The sequence below is a fragment of the Sulfurimonas paralvinellae genome (genome assembly GCF_014905135.1).
In the GTDB taxonomy this organism is placed as follows: domain Bacteria; phylum Campylobacterota; class Campylobacteria; order Campylobacterales; family Sulfurimonadaceae; genus Sulfurimonas; species Sulfurimonas paralvinellae.
Map to the genome: position 1 here is coordinate 778378 of NZ_CP041406.1, position 23719 is coordinate 802096.

20 protein-coding genes are annotated in these 23719 nt (G+C 39.4%); 12 read left to right on the forward strand and 8 right to left on the reverse strand.

Annotated elements, in window-relative coordinates:
• The first annotated feature begins 2 nt into the window (after positions 1-2).
• The 7 genes from soxA (at position 3) to FM071_RS04185 (ending at position 6562) form a co-directional block, all read left to right on the forward strand.
• Complete coding sequence (gene soxA, locus FM071_RS04155; RefSeq protein ID WP_193111755.1) at positions 3-773, forward strand: sulfur oxidation c-type cytochrome SoxA; 771 nt, start codon at positions 3-5, stop codon at positions 771-773.
• 10 nt (positions 774-783) lie between these two features.
• Entirely contained in the window at positions 784-2544 is a 1761-nt protein-coding gene (soxB, locus tag FM071_RS04160) for a thiosulfohydrolase SoxB (protein ID WP_193111756.1), read from the forward strand.
• 123 nt (positions 2545-2667) lie between these two features.
• Positions 2668-3882: a porin gene (locus FM071_RS04165; RefSeq protein WP_226960581.1), complete on the forward strand. Its 1215-nt coding sequence runs from the start codon at positions 2668-2670 to the stop codon at positions 3880-3882.
• Between the two features lie 28 nt (positions 3883-3910).
• The gene (locus FM071_RS04170) at positions 3911-4816 is read left to right on the forward strand and encodes an MBL fold metallo-hydrolase (protein WP_193111758.1); all 906 of its coding nucleotides are present in this window, start codon (positions 3911-3913) and stop codon (positions 4814-4816) included.
• The gene (locus FM071_RS04175) at positions 4809-5183 is read left to right on the forward strand and encodes a thioredoxin family protein (protein WP_193111759.1); all 375 of its coding nucleotides are present in this window, start codon (positions 4809-4811) and stop codon (positions 5181-5183) included. Before FM071_RS04170 ends, FM071_RS04175 begins: the two co-directional genes overlap by 8 nt.
• An 11-nt stretch (positions 5184-5194) precedes the next feature.
• Positions 5195-5629 (forward strand): DsrE family protein, encoded by a 435-nt coding sequence (locus FM071_RS04180; protein ID WP_193111760.1) that lies wholly within the window; start codon positions 5195-5197, stop codon positions 5627-5629.
• Positions 5630-5638: 9 nt separating this feature from the next.
• A complete protein-coding gene (locus FM071_RS04185; RefSeq protein ID WP_193111761.1) occupies positions 5639-6562 on the forward strand; it encodes a DUF302 domain-containing protein in 924 nt (307 codons plus the stop codon).
• Positions 6563-6566: 4 nt separating this feature from the next.
• Here FM071_RS04185 and FM071_RS04190 read toward each other — a convergent pair whose 3' ends face one another.
• Positions 6567-7811 carry a DEAD/DEAH box helicase gene (locus FM071_RS04190; RefSeq protein ID WP_193112026.1) on the reverse strand — a complete coding sequence of 415 codons (1245 nt, stop codon included), beginning with the start codon at positions 7809-7811 and terminating at the stop codon, positions 6567-6569.
• A gap of 126 nt (positions 7812-7937) precedes the next feature.
• Between FM071_RS04190 and FM071_RS04195 the strand changes: the two genes are divergently transcribed.
• Positions 7938-8585, forward strand: coding sequence for a hypothetical protein (locus tag FM071_RS04195; RefSeq protein ID WP_193111762.1), 648 nt, complete (start codon positions 7938-7940; stop codon positions 8583-8585).
• Here FM071_RS04195 and FM071_RS04200 read toward each other — a convergent pair whose 3' ends face one another.
• Complete coding sequence (locus FM071_RS04200) at positions 8586-8930, reverse strand: TraR/DksA family transcriptional regulator (protein WP_193111763.1); 345 nt, start codon at positions 8928-8930, stop codon at positions 8586-8588. It lies immediately after the preceding gene.
• A gap of 2 nt (positions 8931-8932) precedes the next feature.
• Complete coding sequence (gene lpxB, locus FM071_RS04205) at positions 8933-9979, reverse strand: lipid-A-disaccharide synthase (RefSeq protein WP_193111764.1); 1047 nt, start codon at positions 9977-9979, stop codon at positions 8933-8935.
• A 55-nt stretch (positions 9980-10034) separates the two neighbouring features.
• Between lpxB and FM071_RS04210 the strand changes: the two genes are divergently transcribed.
• On the forward strand, positions 10035-11225 hold the full coding sequence (locus tag FM071_RS04210) for an amidohydrolase family protein (protein WP_193111765.1): 1191 nt from the start codon (positions 10035-10037) through the stop codon (positions 11223-11225).
• Here the strand turns inward: FM071_RS04210 and tgt are convergent.
• The 5 genes from tgt to FM071_RS04235 are packed head-to-tail and all read right to left on the reverse strand — an operon-like array spanning position 11222 to position 17841.
• Positions 11222-12340 (reverse strand): tRNA guanosine(34) transglycosylase Tgt, encoded by a 1119-nt coding sequence (gene tgt / locus FM071_RS04215; RefSeq protein WP_193111766.1) that lies wholly within the window; start codon positions 12338-12340, stop codon positions 11222-11224. The genes FM071_RS04210 and tgt overlap by 4 nt on opposite strands.
• A 33-nt stretch (positions 12341-12373) precedes the next feature.
• Entirely contained in the window at positions 12374-14047 is a 1674-nt protein-coding gene (locus tag FM071_RS04220) for a two-component system response regulator (RefSeq protein WP_193111767.1), read from the reverse strand.
• A gap of 2 nt (positions 14048-14049) precedes the next feature.
• Entirely contained in the window at positions 14050-15222 is a 1173-nt protein-coding gene (locus FM071_RS04225) for a response regulator (protein ID WP_193111768.1), read from the reverse strand.
• Positions 15212-17527, reverse strand: coding sequence for an FIST N-terminal domain-containing protein (locus FM071_RS04230; protein ID WP_193111769.1), 2316 nt, complete (start codon positions 17525-17527; stop codon positions 15212-15214). The genes FM071_RS04225 and FM071_RS04230 overlap by 11 nt, the downstream gene beginning before the upstream one ends.
• A 14-nt stretch (positions 17528-17541) precedes the next feature.
• Positions 17542-17841: a hypothetical protein gene (locus tag FM071_RS04235; RefSeq protein ID WP_193111770.1), complete on the reverse strand. Its 300-nt coding sequence runs from the start codon at positions 17839-17841 to the stop codon at positions 17542-17544.
• 182 nt (positions 17842-18023) lie between these two features.
• Here FM071_RS04235 and efp point away from each other — a divergent pair, with 182 nt between their 5' ends.
• The 3 genes from efp to dnaE are packed head-to-tail and all read left to right on the forward strand — an operon-like array spanning position 18024 to position 23716.
• The gene (gene efp, locus FM071_RS04240) at positions 18024-18590 is read left to right on the forward strand and encodes an elongation factor P (protein ID WP_193111771.1); all 567 of its coding nucleotides are present in this window, start codon (positions 18024-18026) and stop codon (positions 18588-18590) included.
• Positions 18591-18621: 31 nt separating this feature from the next.
• The gene (locus FM071_RS04245; RefSeq protein WP_193111772.1) at positions 18622-20040 is read left to right on the forward strand and encodes a helix-hairpin-helix domain-containing protein; all 1419 of its coding nucleotides are present in this window, start codon (positions 18622-18624) and stop codon (positions 20038-20040) included.
• A 58-nt stretch (positions 20041-20098) separates the two neighbouring features.
• A complete protein-coding gene (gene dnaE, locus FM071_RS04250; RefSeq protein ID WP_193111773.1) occupies positions 20099-23716 on the forward strand; it encodes a DNA polymerase III subunit alpha in 3618 nt (1205 codons plus the stop codon).
• The last annotated feature ends 3 nt before the right edge of the window (positions 23717-23719 follow it).

The following is a 23719-nucleotide window of genomic DNA, read 5'->3' on the forward strand; positions in this document are numbered from 1 at the left end:
AGATGAAAACAGGTATTAAAATAGCGCTATCAGTTGCAATGCTTGCTTCACTCTCTTTTGCTGGTGAACAGTTTGCGATGAGCGATGCGGACCGTGCTATGTATGCAGAGATGTCAGAGAACAATCCTGCGGACATTATGATAGCCGACGGTGAAGAGTTATTAGGTTATATGGGTGGAGATGAAGGACTTGCAAAGTATCTCGGTGTCAGCGAAGATGAACTTCCTGCATATATTGCAGGTTTTCCACGTTATATCAAGAAATTTGATATGGTCGTTGGACTGGATCAAGTACTTCAAGCTATGATGGCTGACGGCGGACATAAACCGTTGAAGCTAAAAAGCGGAAATATGTTCTCTATGGTCGCTTATGTGAAGTCGATCGCAAATGATGAACCGATCAATATAGATGTCAATGCAAATCCTCAAATGAAAGAAGCTTATGCTCTTGGTGAGAAAACATTTATGACAAAACGTGGTGGACGCGGTCTTTCATGTAACTCTTGCCACTCTCCTGATGTAATTGGAAGAGTTTTAAGAACACAGCCGCTTCCGGACTTGAGTTCAAAAGGTGTAAAGGCTGCTGCAACTTGGCCGGCATACAGAATGACAAAGTCATCACTGAGAACATTCCAACGCCGTTTTCAGGGATGTATGAAAAATGCACTTCTTAAAGTGATTCCACTCGGGTCTAAAGAGATGGTCGCACTTGAAGTGTATCTTACTGAAAAATCGAAGGGTAGTGAGATATCTATTCCCGGATTGAAAAGATAGAAGGCAGATAATGGAAATTTCAAGAAGAGACTTTATGCACATAGCAGCCATTTTTGGGCTGGGTGCTGCAACAAGTACTTTTGCAAGTACAAAGTCAATAGAAAAAATCGGTCTGAAAGATCTTTACAAATTCAATGCAACAGGTAACTTTACATTGATGCATATTTGTGATCTGCATGCCCATATAAAACCACTTTACTGGAGAGAGCCCTCAACATTGATCTCTGCTCCAAACCTTGTGGGGACACCGGGTTTTTTATGCGGTGAATCATTTGAGAAGTTCTACGGACTTGAGCCAAGTTCACTTGATGCGTATTTCGATACCTACATGGACTTTGATGCCTTAGCTCGTAAATTTGGAAAGATGGGTGGTATTGCGCACATTAAAACCTTGACAAACCACATCATTAAAGAGCGTGGAAAAGAGAATGTTCTTTTCCTTGATTCGGGTGATACTTGGCAGGGAACGGGTGTAGCACTGAAAACAAAAGGTGAAGCCATTGTCAAAGCGCAGAACTATCTCGGTATTGACACGATGGTCGGTCACTGGGAGTTTACTTATGGTAAAGAGAGAGTCAAAGAGTTAATTGAGATGCTCGATGCGAAATTCATCTCACAAAATATTGTCGGTGACGATCCGTTTGCTGATGAGTATGAAGAGCTTATCTTTGAACCGTATACCATTGAAGAGAGAGGCGGTGCAAAGATCGGTATTATCGGTCAGTCTTTTCCTTTCACATCAACTGCAAACCCGAAAGAGTTTACAGAAGGGTGGAGCTTCGGTCTAAGAATGGATACGCTTCAAGAGTATGTTGATGAACTCAGAAATGAGAAAAAAGTTGACTGTGTTGTCGTTCTTTCTCATGATGGTTTCAGTGTGGATCAGGAAGTTGCCCGTCAGGTTAAAGGCATAGACTTCATCTTAAGCGGACACACACACGACCCTTCACCGAGACCTATTACGATCAATGATACAGTGATTGTAATTGCCGGAAGTCATGGGAAATACATCGGACGTTTGGATATTGATGCCAAAGACGGAAAAGTGAACGGGTATGAGTACAAACTGATTCCTATCGCTTCGAATATCATTCCGGCTGACCCTGAGGGTGTTAAACTGGTCAATGAACTTTACGCTCCGTTTGACAAAGAGTTCAACGAAGTGCTTGGTAAGACAAAAGGAATGCTTTACAAACGTGATACGTTCTTTTCTACTTTCGACCAGCTCATCAATGATGCCATAATGGACGAGATGAAATGTGATGTTTCATTTACACCAGGGTATAGATGGGGAACAACAGTCCTTGCAGGTGAAGATATATTGATGGACAATGTCTACGAGATGTGTGGTATTACCTATCCGAATGTCTATACATTTGAGTTAAAAGGTTCTAAGATAGCGACACTTTTGGAAGACATCGCAGATAACGTTTTCAATGCGAATCCTCTTTACCAACAGGGTGGAGATATGAGTCGTCTTGGTGGTGTGACATACAGTATTGCTGTCTCAAATAAACCGGGTAAACGTATATCAAATCTTAAGATTGGAGGTAAACCGATAGACTTGAACAAAACTTATGTAGTGTCATCATGGGGCGGAAATCTGCAAAAAGCGGGTGAAAATCTTCAAAAAAATAAGATCCGTCCAGTGTATGATGTGGTCCGTGACTACATTAAACGAGAAAAAGTGGTCAATGTAAGTAATAAAGGTAATGTTACTTTGGTTGATTATAAATGTGGTTGTCCTACAAAAGGCTCTATGGGCTGTTAAGGATTGAAGGTGGATGGCAGTTGGGGCTGCCATCTTAGTCTGAGTATGTTATACTACACACGCAAACAGGGGTATTATAACATATTGTTTATTTAAAAATAAGGGTAAATAATGAAGAAAAATATGATCAAATTGGCAGCAGGCGCTGCAACGGTACTTTTAATGGCTACATCAGCTCACGCTGGTTACACAATGAAGAAAAAAGTTGGTGATGTTGATACGAAACTCACTTTCTTTGGTTTTGCTCAGCTCGAGGCAGTTGGTGGTAACGGTATGAAATTAAAATATGCTGAAGATGGAGCAGGTACAAGAGTAGGGACTAACTCTGGATCAGATATTAATTTTCGTGCACAGCGTATTCGTCTTGGTTGGAAATATGTTGCTGGTAATGTTCGTGGTAAAGTATTTTTAGATTTTAATCAAGGTCATGATTCTCAAGGTGCAACAGATGGTGCAGCTGTTCCAAAAATGATTAAAGATGCATTTATCGCATATAAATTCAATAATGCATTTATCCCTAAACTGGGTGTTATTAAAATGCCAAATGGTATGGGCTTTACTATGCCGGGATGGAATCTTGACATTGCAGAGCGTGGTTTTGATAAGGCACTTGTGTTAGAAAGAAATATGGGTCTTATGATCTCTGGTCGTGGTATTGGATTTAGCGGTAATAAAGTAAATGGCTTTGAAATGGGTCATGAACGTCCATGGAAAGGTTTTGGTTATGATGTAATGGTTGCAAATCAAGCAAATAGATCTAAAGCTGTTAAAAAAACATCTGGTATGGGTGGAAATTCGTATGCAGTTCGTGGTATGTTTGATTATACTGAAAAATTTCATATTGAAGCTTCATATGCAGTATCGGAAAATGCAGCTGGTTATGTTGCGACAGGTGCGACATCAGCAGATAATCAAGATTACTCAAATATAAATGTTGGTATAGATTCAAACCTCGGAAAATTAAGTCTTAAAGCTGAATACTTTGATGCTAGTAATGTTCAAGGGATAAAAAATTGGGATGAAAATGTTTATACTGCTACTGCAGGATATTTTGTAACTCCAGCCGTTGAAGCTGTTGTAAAACATATGCAAGGAACATCTGACAAACCGGGTGTATCTTCAACTGATCTTGGAAATACTTATCTTGGTTTAAATATTTTTATGTCAATGCCTTATTCTGACTTCTCACGTAAAGCTAAACGTACGAGAAATCAACATAAAATAGTTCTTAACTATATTGTTGCAAGTGGTGATACTGATGGTTCAAGTAATCCATGGAATGGTTTGAGTGGTTATAAAGACGATGCATTTATCGCTCAGTATCAGTTCAAATTCTAGAAATATCTAGAGAAAAAGGAGTTCCGCTTTGAAGTTGCTTTTGTTAAGTTTTGTACTTGTAAATTCTCTTCTCTCCTTTGATTACAAACTTCAACCTAAAGAGGTAAGCAGTGAGATTCACTGCTTCTTTGGGTTACCAGAAGTGATGGATAAGCGTAACAATGGAAACATGTCCAACTCATGTTTTGTTAATATGGGGACCAGCTATCTTGTGATAGATAGTGGTCCTACATACCAGTATGCCGCTCAGGCATATGAAGCGATGAAAAAAATCAAAAATCTTCCAGTCTCTTATGTTGTTAATACCCATGTTCATGATGACCATTGGCTCGGCAACGGTTTTTATAAAGAGCATGATGCTAAGATCATCGGTCCAAGCATTTTTGCAAATCTTCCAAAAGAAGAGATGACACGTATGCAAAGAAGAATCTCCGCTGAAGCTTTTCACGGAACGACACAGGAGTATCCGACTATCTTGATAACAGATAGAGAAGAGATAGATATAGATGGCAAAATAGTCATTATAAAGAGTGTAAATCATAAAGCACATACTAAAAATGATCTTTTCGTTTACATTCCGAGTAAAAAAGCCCTGTTTGCAGGAGATCTGGTCTTTAACGAGCGGCTGCCTTCTTTGCGGGACGGCAACATAAACGGCTGGATAGCAGCACTGCAGGAGATAAAAATGATGGATGTTGATTATATCATCGGCGGGCATGGTGATGTTGTCAGTAAAAAAAGTGTTGATTTTACTTACAACTACCTCATGCAGCTCAAAAAAGAGGTGCTGCAGCGCCTTGACGATGGTGAAGATATAGGTGATGTCGTTAATGAAGTGGTTATGCCTGAGTATAAAGAGATTCCGTTTTACGATTCGATTCATAGACAAAATGTAGAGACTGCATATAGAACACTGGAGTGGGAAAGTGAATAAAATATTTTTAGGTTTACTACTGAGTGCCGTTTCACTCTTGGCTTTAGAGTTCCATACGTATGAAGAAGCCCTGCAATTGCAGAAAAAAAACGGAAAAATCATTATGATAGATGTCATGAGAACAGACTGTCACTATTGCAAGGATATGAAAAGAGAGGTCTTTGATAACAAAGAGATGTCTTCATGGCTTGAAGAACGTTTTATTCCCGTTGAGCTCAATCTTGATTTTGATGAACTGCCTTTAGGAATTCATGTCTATTTTACACCTACTTTTTTCTTTGTTGACACAGATCAAAAGGTAGTGAAAAAGATTCCTGGTTCATGGAATATTCAGGATTTTAAAGATCTGACGAAAAATATAAAATAAAGGCCTCAATTATGAAAAAATTTACATTCGTTTTACTTAGCTTTTGTATTCTCTTATTTGCAGATACAGAGTATGCTGATCCAAAACCTTCCATTGACAACCCGAGACAGATCGTCTTTTCGGTTACGGAAGATTCTCCGCATGCTCTTGATCACATACTGAGCGTTGCAAACAATGTACTGAAGTTTTACGGACCGGAAAAAGTGGAGATGAAGATCGTCGCTTACTCCAAAGGCCTGGCACTGCTTTACAAACGCAACAGAACAACTGCCGTCAGAGTTGATGCTTTGATGCAGTACGATGTGGAGTTCGTCGCTTGCGGCAATACGATGCGAACGCTTAATGTCAAAAAAGAAGACCTGATAGACGGTTCTGTGATAGTAACTGCCGGTGTGGTGGAACTTTTAGAGAGTGTCAAAGCAGGTTGGATTTATATTAAACCATAGGAAAGAATGATGAAAAAAATAGTACTTTTAGTAGCTGCATTTTTATGTGCGGCTTCATTACAGGCAAAGGGAGATCTGCATCTTTTTAGTATAGATAACAAAGATGCAAAGATCACTCCCTATATGATTGAAGAGGCACTCAACAATGGCGGCATGCATGTAGAGCTTAACAGCAACATGATAGGGCCGTTTAAAAAGCAGTTTAAAGAGACAAACTATAAAGTCTTTACTCTAATGACGTTCTGGAGTAAAAAGTACACAAAAGAGCTTGTTGACAAGTATGCAAAAGCAGGTGCTTTTACACCGATGGGTATGGGAATTTATCAGGCAAAAGGTGAAGATACGCTGCATCTTTCTGTTTTAACAGCAGATGCACAGGGAAAAATCCTTGGCATTAAAGATCCACTTCTTAAAAAGATAGAAGCTCAGGTATTGGCTGTTATTAAAAAGAACTTTCCCAATGCAAAACATACTTTGAGTGAAGATAGCCTAAAGACTTCACATGATCTTGTAACGACATACGAGATGGAAGTCGATGAAGATGAAGACATTGATGATGTGCAAGAAGAGTTCATAATGAATCTCGAAGCAGGTTTCAAGCCGTTTGGCTTTGTTGTTCCTGAGTATATGGATCTTAATGAAGTGCTGACTGAAGATGGAAAAGTAGAGTCTCCATATGATTTTTATTTGACATACTCTATCTGTAAGCTGCCTGTTATCTACACTGTTTCAAAAACAAGACCGGAAGCTTCTGCATTTGCACCGTGTACAACGATGATTTATAAGAAAAAAGATGAAGACAAAGTCGTTGTAGGTTTTCCTGCTGTGTATAACTGGCTGAGTTCTGCAAAAGTTGAAAATGAAGATGCAAAAAAAGAACTCTTAAAAGCTCAGAAAGATTTTGAGAGTATCTTAAAAGATGTAACAGAGTAGAAGTTTATCTTCTTGCTCTGCTTCTATTGGCATTTCTGCCGTTAGAGTTTCCACGAGGCTTACTGCGTGAGCCTCTATTTCCTCCCATATTGATTGGTTCTGCTTTGATGCTCGGATCTGGTTTAAAACCTTTGAGCCAAACTTTTGGTATATCTTTTTTTATGAGTTTTTCAATACCATCTAAAAAATCATTTTCATCGACACAGACAAGAGAGATTGCCTCGCCTTTGTTTCCTGCACGACCTGTTCGCCCGATTCTATGGACATAATCTTCACTGACATTTGGCAGCTCAAAATTGACTACGTGAGGCAGCTGGTCGATGTCGATGCCGCGTGCTGCAATGTCGGTTGCAACAAGAACACGCACGTCACCTTTTTTAAAGTCTGCCAATGCTTTTGTACGAGCATTTTGACTTTTATTCCCATGGATGGCCGCTGAACTTATGCCGTCTTTTTCAAGTTGTCCGCTGAGTTTGTTTGCACCGTGTTTTGTGCGGGTAAAGACTAAAACCTGCTGCCATTTGCCTTCATTTATGAGGTGAGTGAGCAGTTCTCTTTTTCTTGATTTGTCTACAGGGTAGATACTCTGTTCGACAATGGCATTGGACTCATTAGTTCGTGCGACTTCGATAAGTGTGGGTGATTTTAAAAACTGGTTGGAGAGTCTTTTGATAGGTGCGGAGTAAGTTGCTGAGAAAAGAAGCGTTTGACGCTCTTTTGGAATGATGTTTACAATCTTTTTGATGTCATTTACAAAACCCATGTCAAGCATTCTGTCTGCTTCATCGAGGACTAAAAACTCTATCTCACGCAGATCGATTGTCTTTTGCGAGATATGGTCAAGCAGACGTCCTGGTGTTGCGATGACGATATCAACACCTTTTCGCAGTTGCGCGATCTGTGGGTTTATTTTTACGCCGCCAAAAATAACGGCTGATTTAAAAGGTGTGTGTTTTGCATAGAGTGCTACATTTTCAGCGACTTGAAGCGCAAGCTCACGTGTCGGCGTTAAAATAAGCGCGCGTACTTTATGTGATTTCTTCTTTGACTCTTTGCGTGAGAGCAGCTCTAAAAGCGGCAGTGTAAAACCTGCTGTCTTTCCTGTACCTGTCTGTGCACCTGCCAAGATGTCTTTTTTTTCTAAAATAACGGGAATTGCTTTTGCCTGAATAGGAGTAGGGGTTGTATAGCCTTGTTCTTTTACAGCTTTTAAGATCGGAGCTGAGAGACCGAGTGAATTGAATGTGATTTCTTTAATCGTGTTTTCCTAATTTGAGACTCTTAAAATTAAAGAAGCCTCTTGTGTATATTTTCTATAATAGCATAATTTATGACTTTATGGGTATAATTTCAAAAACAATTCACAGGATTCAGCTTGCCTTTAAATACAATAACTATAAAACCGAACAATCATCGCATCTACCAATGCCCAAATGAGAAAAAAACAGAACTTTTAAATAAGCTCATAAATGAGAGTGACAGTGAAGATATCATCGTCGCCTGTTCACGTGATGCCAAAAAGATACAAGAGGGATTGGATAATAAAGAGATACGCGTTTTAGAAGATAAAGAATTTGTTCAGGACAAAGACGTGAAATGTGCATATCTTATCAGTTATGACATGCCTATTAAAGACATCGTGTATATCGCCAGAGTTGCCAAAGCGACCCAGAAGGCAGTGATGCTCTTGGATGAGAGCGAACAAAAAGAGTTGCATGCTATTGAAACACTTCTAGGACGTGCCATCAAGCAAGAACGCATTGCCGGGTTTGAATACGAAGAAAAAGCGAAGCCGAAAGAGCCGGCTAGAAAAAAACTCTCAAAAGATGAGATAAAAGAAGTGGCGAAAAAGCGTTACGAAAAGAGCACGCAAGAGAAGCCAAAGTTTGATGCAAAACCAAAATATGATGCAAAGTCGAAATTTGACAAGCCGAAAAAAGATGACAAATTTGACAAAAAGAAAAAAGCTCCAAAAGCAAAAACGACTGGCAAGGTCATAAAAGTAAAAGCGAAGAAGAAGTAGCTAAATCCCAAGCTCATTCATACATGCTACGCAGTACTCCGACTCCGGAATGAGCTTTAATCTCTCTATGTTGATATCATCTTCACACTCTATACAGACGCCATACTCATCGGTGTCTACTTTCAGATAAGCCGCTTTGAGTCTGTTGAGCCTTCTCTGTGCTGTTTCATACCTTTGGATAGTGATGTTTTGATCCTGCTTGAGAATTTTGTGGTCAATACTGTCAAGTGAACAGTCTTTTTTTATGGGTTTGAGCTCTTTTTGCAGTGAAGCTATCTCTTGCGTGAGATCTTCTATCTCATTTTGTATTATCTTTTTCAGTTCTTCTTTTTGTTCTTGTTTCATTTTTACTCTTGGATAATCTGTGCCACTCTTTTTGCGCTGCCGTGCTGTAGATAGGCACGCAGTGCTTTGGAATTTTCTAAAAAGTGTGATGTGTCATAATTTTTATAAGACTCTAAAAGATTTTTGGCGGTTACGGCATCTTGTAAAAATTCCGGATGGATCTCTTCGCCTTTAAATTTTTCAAACATAATGTTTGCAAGTCCTACGTGAGAGAGTTTCACCACACGGCTGCCGATGAAATAGTCAAGTGGTTTTGCTTTATAGGCCAAGATGAACGGTGTGCCGATGAGCGCTGCTTCGAGTGTTGCCGTACCGCTGCATATAAAGGCAAAGTCCGCCTCGTTGAGTGTTACGTGAGCGTTGTGCACCACTTCAAAGCCTGTGAGGTCTCCATAGAGTTCGTTGATATCTTCAGGTGAGAAGTATTCAGGGATGATGACTGTAGCTTTTTGTACATTGATACGCTCACGCAGCTCTTTGTAGATTGGCATTAATCTCTTTATCTCGCCTTTGCGGCTTCCCGGCATAAAAGTTATGTGCTTTATCTCAGGTGAGAGACTCTCTTTAAAAGTTTTTATCTGGTCTAAAAGCGGATGTCCGACGTACTCTATCGGCGCATCTTTTGGATAGTAGTCAGGCTCAAAAGGCAAAATGGAGCAGAGTCTGTCTATGGTCTTTGCCAGCACAGGGATGCGTTTTTTCTTCCATGCCCAAGCTTGGGGTAAAATGTAGTAGATGATCTCTTTCTCAGGGTACTTTTTTTTGATCTTTTTGGCAAGAGGAAGATTGAATCCTGAGGAATCCATAAGCAGTACTTTATCTGCTTCGCGTGAGAGTTCGACCATCTCGTTTGCCAGTTTAAAGAAAAATCGTAGTTTTTTCAGCGCATCGACGATGCCCATGATTGCCAGACTCTGCAGGTCTATGATCGGCTCACCGAGCTCTTTGTCAAATATCCCCATGAGCTCAACATCCTCATGCAACTCTTTTTTTAACGATTTAAGATGCACATTTGCAGAGTGTTCTAACGCGGATACAAGTAGTTTCATGAGTTTTAAGCCTTAATCAATTATAATAACACCATTATATCGAAGGTGGTCTAAAATGCTTATATCAAACGCAGTAGTTTGTGATATTAATGGTGAGAGAAATGTTGATGTTCGGGTTGAAGATGGCATCATTACGGAGATAGGAGAAAATCTTTTGGCTGATGATGTCATCGATGCAAAAGGGGCTTACCTTCTGCCGTCACTCTTTGATCTCAATGTCCGTCTTCAGGATGCACAGCTTAATTCTAAAAATATCAAAGCAATTGCTCAAGAGGCGAAAAAAGGCGGGGTGGGGCATGTCGTTCTCAATGCGGACAGCACGCCTGCCATTGATGATGAAGTGGCTTTGGAGTTTGCGCAAAACAGCATTAAAGATATAGATGATGTGAAGATCGATCTTATGCTTAACAGCCTCAAAGAGGATATGACACTTTCAAATATTGCCATACTGCTTAAAAAAGGCACTGTCGCGCCTTATATGAGTACCATTGCAAAAAACCACATTGCTATAAAGATTGCCGAGTATGTGCAGATGTATGGTGTGACACTCTTTTGTAAAGCAGAAGACAACTCTTTGATAAGTTCGGGTGTGATGCTTGAGGGTGACATCAGTTCACGCCTTGGACTTGCCGGTATTCCGGAACTTAGTGAAGTGCTTCATGTCTCACGTATGATAGAGATCGCACGTCATTTCGGCATTGAAATATTATTTAAAGCTATTGCTTCGCCGCGTTCGATCGAGTTGATAACAAAAGCAAAAGATGAAGGTGTAAAAGTAAGCTGTGAAGTCTCTTTGCACCATCTGATACACTCCGATGAAGCGTGTGAAGGATTTAACACAACAGCTAAGCTTGACCCGCCGCTTGCCTCACGCAAAGATGTCAGAGAACTTCAAGAAGTACTCAAACGTGGTGATATCGATACGCTTACACTGCTGCATCAGCCAAATTCACCCCTGAACAAAGAAGTGGCATTTTATGACGCGGCCTACGGTTGTGAAGCGCTAAGCGATGCACTGCCGCTTTACTATACAAAACTTGTAAAATCCGGAATAATTACAATGTCTGAACTTGTAAGATTGGCTGTTAAAAATCCTGCAGGTTTCATTCAAAAAGAAGCCGGAGAGATATCGGTAGGACAAAGTGCCGATCTGGTTCTCTTTGATACGACAAAAAAATATAGAGTGAGCAATCCACAGTCTCTTTACAATGAAGAGAGTGTGGATGGAGAAGTAAGAGTTATCTAGCTTCTTTTGGCGTAGAACTCTTTTTTATACTCTGCGAATCTGTCTTCTAAAATAGCCTCACGCACCTCACGCATAAGGTTGAGATAGTAGTGCAGATTGTGGATGGTCGCAAGTCTGAAATAGGTTATCTCACGTGAGCGAAAGAGGTGGTTGATATAGGCACGGCTGTAAGTCTTACAGGTCATACATTGACATTCAGGGTCGATCGGTGCTTCATCTTCTTTAAATTTTGCCCCTTTTATGTTCATTTTTCCAAATGAAGTAAAGAGTGTGCCGTTTCTTGCATTTCGTGTCGGCATGACACAGTCAAACATATCGATGCCGCGTTCGATGTTTTCTATAAGATCTTCCGGTGTTCCGACACCCATCAAGTAACGCGGTTTATCTTCTGGCATATACTGTGTCGTATGCTCAACGGTATCATACATTTCGTTGTTAAGCTCGCCGACAGAAAGCCCGCCGATGGCAAAACCATCATAATCAAGCGCGCACAGCTCCGTTGCTGATTTTGTGCGAAATGCTTTGTCTGTACCGCCTTGAATAATGGCAAAAATGTTCTGGTCAACGCCGATTCCCTCTTTTTGTTTCGCTCTAAAATACTCTATGGACTCTTCTGCCCATGCAGTCGTTCGCTCGATGGAGACTTTTATGCGCTCCTGTGTGGCAGGCAGGGCAACTAGATCATCTAAGATCATCATAATGTCTGAGCCGAGATTATGCTGGATGTCTATGACCTTTTTCGGCGTGAAGAAGTGCTTGCTGCCGTCGATGTGAGAGCGAAATTCGATACCGTCCGTTTTGGGTTTGCTTATGTCTGAGAGTGAAAATGCCTGAAAACCGCCGCTGTCAGTTAAAAAGCTTTTAGGATACTTCGTAAAGCCGTGAAGTTTGCCCATTTTTGCAACCGTTTTGTCTCCTGGGCGAAGATACATATGGTAAGTGTTGGCTAAAATTATCTCGGCACCGAGCATATCAAGTACATCGTGAACATCGAGTGCCTTGACACTTCCAACCGTTCCAACAGGCATAAATACAGGCGTTTTTATTTTTGAATGTGCTGTCTCTATGCTAGCAGCACGGGCTTTGCCGCTTGTGGCTTCTAAAGTAAATTTCATTATGGCTCGTTTTTTATGAAATTATAGCTAATTTTACTGAAGAGTTTTGAGTGGTGGTGAAAAATAGTAGCCTTGTGAATACTCTATGCCGAGTTCGAGAACAATATCTTGTACATCCTTGGAATGAACATACTCAGCAATTATTTTCGCACCGATGCTTTTGCCAAATTCACTGATCGTTTTTGCCACGGTGTAACTTTTTTCATTGTTGTAAATATTTTTAATGAAACTGCCGTCTATTTTAATAAAATCAACATGCATAGCATGTACTCTTTCAAAGTTCGAGTTTTGAACGCCAAAATCATCGATAGCTATCTTAAAGCCATTTGCTTTGAGATCCAGCAGCTGTTCCATACTTTTCTTTGCACCGATGGCACTTATACCTTCAAGTACCTCAATGACGATTCGTGAAGCATCGATGCCATATTTCTTAAGTTTTTTCTCTAGATATTTATGTAAGTATCCGTCATTAAGATCATATTCACTTATGTTGATGGAAAATTCATAATCGTTGTGCTGAAACATTTGAAATGATTTGTCTATCATAATTCGTGTAATGTCGGGAATCATTCCTGTCATTTCTGCAATGTCTATGAAGTTAAGCGGTGATTGTACTTCACCGCTGTCATCTACAATTCTGGCAAGACATTCATATTTTTCAATTGTTTGTGTCTCATTGTTGACAATAGGCTGAAAATAAGGAACTATATATTTTTTTGCGATGATTTTTCTAAGTTTTGGCATATACTCTTGAATTTTCAACTGCAAAAGCTCGATAGGAGAATTTTTTTGATAGATATTTATGCGGTTTTTTCCGATCTGCTGTGCTTCTTTTAATGCGATATGGGCATTTTTCAGCAGACAGTCGTCGCCTTCGGTTATGGCTATAGTTATGGTGATTTTCATAGACAATTTATTAACATTGATTTTATGATGAGAGATCTCATCTTGCACTATTTTTGCAAAGTCATTCATCTCACTCACTGTTTTGTCAAAAGAGATGATGGCAAACTCATTGGAGTTGACTCTATAGAGTTTCGCCTCTTTGGGAATTCTTGATTTTAAGAAATTTGCAACCTCTTGAAGCAGACGATCGCCGTTGTCATAGCCGTAAGCGATGTTTATATGATCAAAGTTATCGATGCTGATAAGCAGCAGTACCCGGTTTTTGTTTTTTTCGTTGGAGAGTTTTACAAGGGCATTTCTGTTAAGAAGTCCCGTTAATTCATCAGTGATGAGTTGATGGGAGAGTTTAGCGGTTTTCTCTTCAAGCTCTCGTTCGAGTTCCTCTTTGTATCTTTGAGATATATTTTGTGCATAGATTAGATTTGATACTTTTGTCAAAACAAGTTTCAATTGCTCCATTTGAACAGGTTTGATGATGAAATTGTCAATGCCGAGATTTATTGCCTGCAGCAGATATTCAGAATCATTGTGTGCAGAGATGACAACAATAGCCTGTGCAGGATTGAGTGTTTTGATTCTCTGTGCCAATTCTATACCGTTCATTCTCGGCATATTAATATCGGTGAGAATAATATCATACTCTTTCATTTGATATTTCTGAAGGGCGTCTTCGCCGTCAAATGCTGTATCTAACGAGTGAAAAAGGAGTTTGAAAATTTCGCTGAGCTGCTCTCTTGACTCTTTTTCATCTTCGACATACAGTACATCAAGTTTATTTGTGAATTCTTTTAACTTTTTCATCTTTAGAAATCTCCCTGTAAACCTATATAAATATATGTTGTGTCATCATCCTGTGAAGTGCATACGGCCTCAAGTTTAGATTGAAATTCTTGAATATTCTTACTGGTTCTAAAATCTTTTTGCAGATATTGCATATAGAGTTCTTGAGAGCCATCAACACTGTTTTCATTGAGTCCGTCACTGTAGATAAGCATCTTTTGCAGTGGTTTTATGTCCAATGTATCTATTTGAAAATTTTTAGAATAAGATGTAAAAGGCGTGTTATTTGATTTTAATTTCAAAACCTGACTTGAATCAAACATATATAATACTGGAGGCATGGAAAAGATGGCATATTCCATCTGCATTTTTGTTTTGTCAAAATATAAAAAACTTGCAGAGATTACTTCATACTCAAGCAGATTCGGTCCAATGAATTCTTGTAAATCTATTAAAAGTTGAGGAAGTGAGAAAGCTTTATCTTCTTTTGTGAGCATATCAATATGATAGTTGACAAAAGCACTGCTGAGCATTGCCGATACAGATGCTGAGATGCCTTTTCCCATGCCGTCTACAAGAAAAATAAGATAATTCTCCGCATTGATTTTTTTAATGACATAGCTGTCTCCACTGAGAATGTCTTTGGGTTGATAGAAAACATCACAGGAAAGATGCAGCAGCTTTTTGCTTTCTTGCAGATCATTTTTGACAATGGTCTGTTCTTTTTCGAAAGTGAGGTTCTCCTGGTATTGACTATAAAGTATCTGCTCTTCCTGCTCTTTCATCATGCATCTGTCGGCAATGACAGATTTTGATACCAAATGAAAGGTTCTGAAAAGTTCTGTAGATGTAAAAGGTTTTTTTAAAAAACTGCTTATCTGCAGCTCGATCGCCTCACGCAGTGTCTCTATGCTTTCAAGAGCAGTCACTAAAATTATAGGTACGGATGCATCGATCTCTCGAATAGCTTTGCTCATCTCCAAGCCATTGCATATGGGCATCATATTATCTGTGAGAATGATATCGATCTTCTCGTTTTTAAAACACTCCAGACCCTCTTTGCCATTTTTTGCAAAATAAACTTTTTGAAATAGAGGTGAGAAGAGAGAGACATAGCTGTCCAAGATTGTTTCATCATCTTCGACACAAAGAATGTTCAATGTTTTGGATATTTTCGCGAAGTAACTATTTTTCATTTTCAATGTCCATAATAATGGTAAATTCGGCACCGTCATTGTAGTTGCGTACGAAAATATCTCCGCTTAAATGTTCCTGTAGTATCTTCTTGCTCATGTATAAACCAAGTCCGGTACCTTTGTTTGTCTCTTTTGTTGTGAAGTAGGGCTCAAAAATTCTGTTGATGATAGATTCATCTATACCGCCTGCATTGTCGGCTATCTTTATGACAAAAAGTTTCTCTTTTGTGTAGGCTTTGATATTGATCTCTTTGTCCTTGTCTTTGATATTTTCAAGTGCATCTCTTGCATTGGCAATTATATTTATAAGGATATGCTCTAACTCTTTTTTGTAGGTGTAGAGAGCATTCTCTTTTTCAATATCTATATTGACCGTAATATTGTGATTTTCAAGCTGTGTGCCGATGATTTGAAAGATATCATTAAATATTTCGTCAAAAACGATCCTCTCTTTTTTATTGGTGGATTTTGTAAAGTTCATAAAATCATTGATGGTTTGTGACATCCTTTGGGTGACATTCTCAATGAACTTCGAGGTACTCTCTATCTCATTTTCTGTCAATATGCCCATCTCATTTTGCATAGAGAGTTTTATGGCTGCGGCACTGATGGCATTTAAAGGCTGTCTCCATTGGTGGGCGACCATGTTGATCATTTCTCCCATCTGCGCAGATTTTGACTGCTGTATCAAAAGGGCATCCTGCATTCTTATATCTGTTAGATCCAAGATCGTTCCAATGATCTTTACGGGTTTGTTTTGATTAAAGACTATTTTTCCGCTTATAAGAATATGCAGAATCGTATCGTCTTTTCCTTTCATTCTAATTTCTAGAGAATGAATCTCTCCATCCAAGAGTATCTTTTTTGTCTGAAGTAGTTTTTTTCTGTCTTCTTTGACGACCATATGAAAGAGTTTAAAGTAACTTGGCACACCATTAGATGGATCTATATTAAAGATTTTGTAGTTCATGTTTGACCATGAAATCTTCATAGTCGAGAGATCTAGTTCCCAGTGTCCCAGATTTGCCATTTCTCCAACAGCATCCAAAGTAGCAGTCTTGGCTTCAAGCTCATCATTTATCTTTTTTTGAAAAACTGTCTGTAAATGAAGTTCTTGCGAAGTAACATCGAGAATGTGGCGCAGTGCCTGGAAAGTTCTGTCTGTCGTCGTTGTTTTCGAGGGTTGTTTTAGATGTGTTTTTTTTACTTTTTCAGGTGTTTCTGAGAGGGCTACTGCTGTGAGTGTCTGGTTTAAAAGTTCCGGTTTTTTATGTGTAAAAAACTCTCCATAGGTGAAAAATCCGCTTGTTGGTGCCAATGCTGCAAAAGGTTCTATCTCTTCACCGATGCGATCCGGAAGAAAATGCCGCCGCGCCATACATGAGTAGATAAAAAAAGACTCCACATTGAGATGATGTGATCTTTGAAGTGGATTCGATAAAATAGTTTCAGCTTTGCCGATGCCGAGATAGACCTTTTCTCCTTCATTGAGATTACCGGCAAAACCAAGGCTTCCATCCTCATATTTTGAGGTGATAGCCCGTGCTTTTTTAAAGCCGTCTTTTTCAATAATGAGAGGAAATTCAATGCCTGTTTCAGGAAGTAAATTTGCAATTTCATCACCGAGATATTTTTTATAAAATGCTACAGCACTGATACCGTCAATAGTATAGACACGATTTTTTTTAGCTTTCGTAATAGTATGTTTTAAACCGATCGTCTGCCAGCCGAAACTGTAAAAATTATCTACCTGCAACTTATTTGAGTTGAGTACGATAGCAACAGCTCCTCTATCATAAAGTTTGCTATTTATGCCGACATAACATTTTTGGAACTTGGCATTGTCACCTGTTAAGCCTCCTGCAACGACCAGATCTGCATTGACAGACCCAATGCCGTTTAAAAACTCTTCTCCATTACAGTGAAGACCATTTGCAAAAGTGATAAGAAGTTTTGTATTTTCACAACTCAGTTTTTCTGCCAGTTCTCGTCCTGCATCAAAACTTTCTATTTCTTTAGTGTAAGCGATCTCTATTGTAGTATCTGTAAAAGTTGAAATAGCAGCAACACTACTTTCTGTAAGTACCGACTCATTTGCGATCTCTCCGTCTGTTGAGGCAGTTATAATAGTGGCTTTTGGAAATGTTGTAGATAAATAGTCTAAAATCTGTTCGATCCGTTTTTCATCTTCTCCTGAAAAAAGTTGTATAAGTATAGAAAAAGCGCTATCTATCTCTTCTTTTTCATTTATGTTAATAATATCAAGTGTATCTTGTTTGTTAAAAACATAGATTCTGGTTTGCATTCTAGATCTTCATTCTATTTAGATGCAGCTGTAATATGTTGTACCTGTAAAATTTGAAGAAGATTCAAATCGTCCAATAAGTCATGCAGTTCTTTATCTGTAACATGAAGTTCGATATTATGCCCCATATCCCTTAATTTACATAAATATCCTATGACAGAAGATGTGATAGAGATAGAGTCTAAGAGATGGATACTAATATGATCAAAATCTTTGGTCATCTTATTGAGTTCATTTGCCAATATTTGAAAATGAGAAACACTTTTAATATTGCCGGATATGGTTAGAGTATTGTTTGACGATGAAATATTCATTTTAATCCCCTGTTATTACTTGTTATTTCATATTACACCTATTATACTTAATTTTTTTTTAAATACTTGTTATATCCTTTATTTTGTAAGTAAATTGCTACATAAAATGTTCTAGTGTGCCATTAGAACATTCTAAGCACTTTTATTGTAAAATCATTCAAAATATTTTTAAAGGTGTATTAATGGCAACTATCGGTATGGGTGATATTAAAAAGAACATTCGTTTGGAAGTAAATGGCGTTCCTTATAAAGTAGTGGAATTTCAACACGTAAAACCTGGAAAAGGTGCAGCGTTCGTTCGCATGAAGATTAAAAGTTTTTTAAATGGAAAAGTTGTTGAAAAGACTGTTCACGCAGGTGATAAATTTGAAGTACCTGAGATCACATATAAAACGATGCAGTATCTTTATGATGACGGTGAGATGTACCAGTTCATGGACAATGACACATACGATCAACTCGGACTTTCGTATGAGCAGTGTGATGATGCTTCAAAATGGTTCAAAGACGGTATCAATGTAGATATCGTATTTTACAAAGGGGAAGCGATCTCTGTTCAGGCTCCGGAAGTTATGGAGTTCGTTATTGCAGAAACACCACCAAACTTCAAAGGTGATACATCAAGCGGAAGCAAAAAACCTGCGACATTGGAAAGTGGTGCGGTAGTTCAAGTACCATACCATGTTCTTGAAGGTGATACTATAAAAGTTAATACAGTTGACGGTGAGTATTTAGAAAAAGTAAAATAATCTATTTTACAAAAAAACAGGGGAAAATAAAATGGGACTCAGCAACAAAGAACTGCCAAGATTAGGCTTTTTATATTTAGATTATGTACTTCGTTTTTTCGATCATTCGAACTTTAAAGGGTGGCCGAATAAGATAGAAACGGTTGTTTATCACTGGAAGAACGATAAAGAGCGTTTCATTAAAGAAGTAAAACGTAAGAAGATAGATGTTCTCATCGGAAATGTGCCTTCTACTGCGTATGAAACATTTCGAGAGATCGCTCGTGAGCTACCTCATGTAAGATTCATTCCATCACTTGATACACAGTTCTCAAACAAATCAAAAGAGAATGTAACACGTTTCGCATGGAAATACGGTCTGCCGATACCAAAAACATACATATATTACAACCATGATAATGCCTATAAGTTCCTTAAAAAAGCCAAATATCCAAAAATCGTGAAAAAGTCATATGGTCCTTCAAACTACGGCGGTTACTTTGTTCATAAAGTTGACAGTTATGAAGAGGCAAAAGAGCTTTTTGCTGAGAAAAAATACCATCCTATGTATTTTCAGGATTTTGTTCCTATGGAAGCGGACATTCGTGTTATGCTCATTGGTCACAAGCCGGTCTGTGCTTTTTGGCGCCGTGCACCGGAGGGTGAATGGCTGACAAATACTTCTCAAGGTGGAAGTATGGACTACATGGATGTTCCAAAATCAGTTCTTGACTTGGCTGTGAAGACTTCTAAAGCGGCACGTGCAGAGTACTGGGCTTGTGATATTGCTTACGGAAAAGATGGTAAGGTACGTATCCTTGAATGTGCAACGGCATTTGCGGCGTTTCCTTATATTCGTGACTGGATAGGTGAGTATTTGATGTGGAGTTTGAGTGAAGGTCGTTTTAGAAAACCAAACATTCCAATGTTCAACTGGGAAGAACTCGGTAAGATCGATGCTTCACTGCTTCGCACTATGCGTCATATTCAATTCGGTGCCTATTCTCCAAGCTATGACGGTGCTTACTTTGGTAAAAAGAAGAAAAATTATGGCGGTAAAGAGGTTTACATCCATAAACTTGACAGAAAATACAAAATGTATGATGTCAAACGCAGATGGCATGAAGAGTGGCCGAGTGAGAAGTGGAACTATCAAGATAAACTTGCTCTCAATCCTGCGAAAAGTAAAACAAAAAAATCTGTCAAAGATGCACCGCACCCAACAAAAGACGAGTCAAGCGAATCTGATGCAAATGAAGCGAAGATTACAAAAAGCGAGTTGAAAGATTTTTTAACTTCTATTGACGGCATCGGTAAGAAAAAAGTGAAAAAACTGGTAGAACATTTTGGTTCTGTTGATGATGTTGTTGGTGTTATTCATCAAAACCCGTCGATCCTCGAAGAGGTCAAAGGTTTCACTGCCAAACTTACGAAAAAAATAGAAAAAGCTTGGAAAAAACTTCTAAAATAAAATAAAAATTCTACACCCCTCTTTGGGGGTATATTTAAGTAAAATTCAGGGACAATATTTGAGCGCACAACTTCCATTTACACATCTTCATCTTCATACAGAATACTCGCTGCTTGACGGAGCCAATAAACTCTCCAATCTCGTCTCACGTATTAAAGAACTCGGTATGACCTCCGTCGCCATGACGGATCATGGAAATATGTTCGGTGCAATAGATTTTTACAAACAGATGAAAGGTGCAGGGCTTAAACCTATCATCGGGATGGAAGGCTATATCCATAACGGCGAGACGCTGAATGACAAAAGCACGAAACAGCGTTTTCACATCTGTCTTTATGCGAAGAATAAAAAAGGGTATGAAAACCTTATGTACCTCTCTTCCAAAGCTTTTATAGAGGGGTTTTACTATTTTCCACGCATTAATAAAAAAGAGCTGCGTGAGCATAGTGAAGGGCTTATCTGCTCTTCTGCATGTCTGCAGGGGGAAGTGAACTGGCATCTAAATCTTCAAAATGAGAGAAATGTAAAAAACGGTGCGCTTGGTTATGAGGGTGCACTCGAAGTTGCCAGAGAATATCAGGATATCTTCGGGGATGATTTCTATCTTGAACTGATGCGTCACGGTATCGGTGACCAGCTCTATATAGATGAGCAGATATTGAAAATATCAAAAGAGACAGGCATCAAAATAGTCGCTACAAATGATACTCACTACACCTATCCTGATGATGCACAGTATCATGAAGCTTTTATGTGTATTGGGATGAATAAACTTTATGACGATCCAAACCGTATGCGTCACTCCGTACATGAGTTCTATATCAAATCACCCGAAGAGATGGCACGTCTTTTTGCAGACATTCCTGAAGCGCTGCTGCATACACAAGAGATCGTTGACAAGTGTGAAGATTTTGTCCCTATTGTAAAATCACCGACACCACCGAACTTTAAATTTACCAAAGAGTATGCCCAAGCTGAAGGGCTGGATATCGATTTTGAAGATGATGCACCACTGCCGGAAGATGCAACGGAAGAAGAGAAGAAAAAATGGCTCTCAGCAGCTGATAAAAATGATGCGGCTTACTTTGTACACAAATGTAGAGAAGGGCTTGAAAAACGATTGCAGATCGTTCCTCCTGAGCGTCATCAGGAGTACAGGGAGCGTTTAGAGTTTGAGATGGACATCATTAATTCAATGAAGTTCCCGGGATATATGATGATCGTTTGGGACTTTGTTAAAGAGGCAAAACGCATAGATGTAGCTGTAGGACCCGGACGTGGTTCGGCTGCGGGAAGTCTTGTAGCTTATTCTTTGGAGATCACCGACATAGACCCGATGAAGTACGATCTGCTCTTTGAGCGTTTTTTAAATCCTGAACGTGTATCTATGCCCGATATCGATATGGACTTTATGCAGGCGCGACGCGGCGAGGTCATTGACTATGTTGTGAAGAAGTATGGACGTAATCAGGTAGCACAGATCATTACTTTTGGTTCTTTGCTTGCCAAAGGGGTCATTCGTGATGTTGCCCGTGTTTTGGATATGCCGCTTTCTCAAGCCGATAAAATGGCAAAACTTATTCCTGATGAGTTGGGTATCACGCTCAACGGAAAGACAAAAAACGGTAAGTTCGTAGAAGGGGCTTTTCAAAAAGAGCCAAAAATTCAGGAGCTTATCGAGTCAGATCCGCAGGCTGCGCGTGTTTGGGAATTTGCAAAGAAACTCGAAGGACTGAAGCGTAACTCGGGTATGCATGCCGCGGGTGTCGTTATAAGCAATGAAGAGCTTTGGAAGAAGACGCCTATCTACAAGCCAAGCGGTGAGGATACTTTTGTTACACAGTATTCACTCAACTATATGGAAGATGTCGATCTTATCAAATTTGACTTTTTGGGTCTCAAAACGCTTGATGTTATCCAAAATGCTGTCAAGCTCATCAAACGCCGTTATGACAAAGATGTGAATTGGCACGAGATAGACGAAAATGACCAAAAAGTCTATGATGTGATCCAAACAGGTGATACGGTAGGAATGTTCCAGATAGAGTCATCGGGTATGCAGGACTTGAACCGTCGGCTCAAGCCTTCGAGTTTTGAAGACCTTATTGCGGTCTTGGCACTCTACCGTCCCGGACCGATGGAGTCTGGGATGCTCGATGACTTCATTGAACGTAAACATGGACGTCAGGAGATTACATACGTCTTTCCTGCGCTTGAAGAGATACTCAAACCTACCTACGGAGTTATTGTTTATCAAGAACAGGTTATGCAGATAGTGCAGACCATTGGTGGTTTCAGTCTTGGCGGTGCGGACATCGTTCGTCGTGCCATGGGTAAGAAAAAAGTTGAAGAGATGCTCAAGTACAACAAAGAGTTCTCTGAAGGTGCAGCTAAACAGGGGCTTGATTATAAAACGGCATCGGAACTCTTTGACCTTATTGAAAAATTTGCCGGTTACGGTTTTAATAAGTCTCACTCTGCGGCGTATGCTATGGTCACGTTTCAGACGGCATGGCTGAAAACATACTACCCAAATGAATTTATGGCAGCACTGCTCACATCAGATAAAGACAATACAGAAAAGGTCGTGCGTTACATAGATGAAGTCAAACATATGGGCATCGAGCTGGCTCCGCCTGATATCTGTGACTCTCAGCTTGAATTCTCCGCTATTACAAAAGATGGGCAGGATGTTATTCTGTTTGGACTTGGTGCAATCAAAGGTGTTGGAGAAGCTGCCATTCATGCCATGCTTGAAGAGCGTGAGGAGAATGGTGACTATGTCTCTTTACAAGATTTTGTCAACAGAATAGAGCCGAGTAAGGTAAATAAACGCGTTATAGAATCCATCATCAAAGCAGGTGGGTTTGACAGATATGGATACTCACGCAAGGCGCTGCTCGATCAGATAGACCTCATAGTTGAAACGGCAAAAAAAGCGAGTGAAGCGAAGAAAAATGCGGTAGGTTCTCTCTTTGGAGATGATGATGCGATAACGACCGTTGAATTGACACTGACAAACTCTGATGAGTATGAACTCAAAGAGATACTGGAGTTTGAAAAAGATACTCTTGGCTTTTATGTATCGGGTCACCCGATGGATGATTACCGCGAGACCTTGGATGAACTCAATTACACGCTTTCATCGGAGTTGGAAAATCTCAAAGATGGTTCTTATTCTATTTTCATTGGAAAAGTGGAAGAAATTACGAAGAAGATATCGAAAAAAGGGAATCAATTCGGCATTGTAAACCTCATGGACTTTCATGGCAATATGGAGATCATGCTCTTTTCAGATAAGCTCGAACAACTTGAAGCGATGAACCTTGAAGAGCCGGTCGCTTTTAAAGCAAGAGTGACACACACAGACTTCGGACCACGGCTTAATGTGACAAAGATAATGACACTTAAAGATGCCAAACGTGAGACGAAAAAGGTCAAAAAAGAGATACAAGAAGCTCCGCCTGAGCCGATAAACTTAGCTGTAAGACTTAGTCAGGATTTCGATGTACTTGAAAACTTATACTCCATCATACGTCAAAATCCTGGAAATAGACCTTTGAAAGTGACAATCGTCTCAAAACTGCATAATGTAGTCATAGACTCGGCAATACGTGTTGGCAGTCAAATAGTCGGAGCCTTGGAAGGCAATGAACATGTGGATATTATAGGATAGCAA

Excerpts from the sequence above, each read along its gene's own strand:
- soxA (WP_193111755.1), top strand. The coding sequence starts at position 3 with ATGAAAACAGGTATTAAAATAGCGCTATCAGTTGCAATGCTTGCTTCA.
- soxB (WP_193111756.1), top strand. The coding sequence starts at position 784 with ATGGAAATTTCAAGAAGAGACTTTATGCACATAGCAGCCATTTTTGGG.
- FM071_RS04165 (WP_226960581.1), top strand. The coding sequence starts at position 2,668 with ATGATCAAATTGGCAGCAGGCGCTGCAACGGTACTTTTAATGGCTACA.
- FM071_RS04180 (WP_193111760.1), top strand. The coding sequence starts at position 5,195 with ATGAAAAAATTTACATTCGTTTTACTTAGCTTTTGTATTCTCTTATTT.
- FM071_RS04185 (WP_193111761.1), top strand. The coding sequence starts at position 5,639 with ATGAAAAAAATAGTACTTTTAGTAGCTGCATTTTTATGTGCGGCTTCA.
- FM071_RS04200 (WP_193111763.1), bottom strand. The coding sequence starts at position 8,930 with ATGAAACAAGAACAAAAAGAAGAACTGAAAAAGATAATACAAAATGAG.
- lpxB (WP_193111764.1), bottom strand. The coding sequence starts at position 9,979 with ATGAAACTACTTGTATCCGCGTTAGAACACTCTGCAAATGTGCATCTT.
- FM071_RS04210 (WP_193111765.1), top strand. The coding sequence starts at position 10,035 with ATGCTTATATCAAACGCAGTAGTTTGTGATATTAATGGTGAGAGAAAT.
- tgt (WP_193111766.1), bottom strand. The coding sequence starts at position 12,340 with ATGAAATTTACTTTAGAAGCCACAAGCGGCAAAGCCCGTGCTGCTAGC.
- FM071_RS04220 (WP_193111767.1), bottom strand. The coding sequence starts at position 14,047 with ATGAAAAAGTTAAAAGAATTCACAAATAAACTTGATGTACTGTATGTC.
- FM071_RS04225 (WP_193111768.1), bottom strand. The coding sequence starts at position 15,222 with ATGAAAAATAGTTACTTCGCGAAAATATCCAAAACATTGAACATTCTT.
- FM071_RS04230 (WP_193111769.1), bottom strand. The coding sequence starts at position 17,527 with ATGCAAACCAGAATCTATGTTTTTAACAAACAAGATACACTTGATATT.
- FM071_RS04235 (WP_193111770.1), bottom strand. The coding sequence starts at position 17,841 with ATGAATATTTCATCGTCAAACAATACTCTAACCATATCCGGCAATATT.
- efp (WP_193111771.1), top strand. The coding sequence starts at position 18,024 with ATGGCAACTATCGGTATGGGTGATATTAAAAAGAACATTCGTTTGGAA.
- FM071_RS04245 (WP_193111772.1), top strand. The coding sequence starts at position 18,622 with ATGGGACTCAGCAACAAAGAACTGCCAAGATTAGGCTTTTTATATTTA.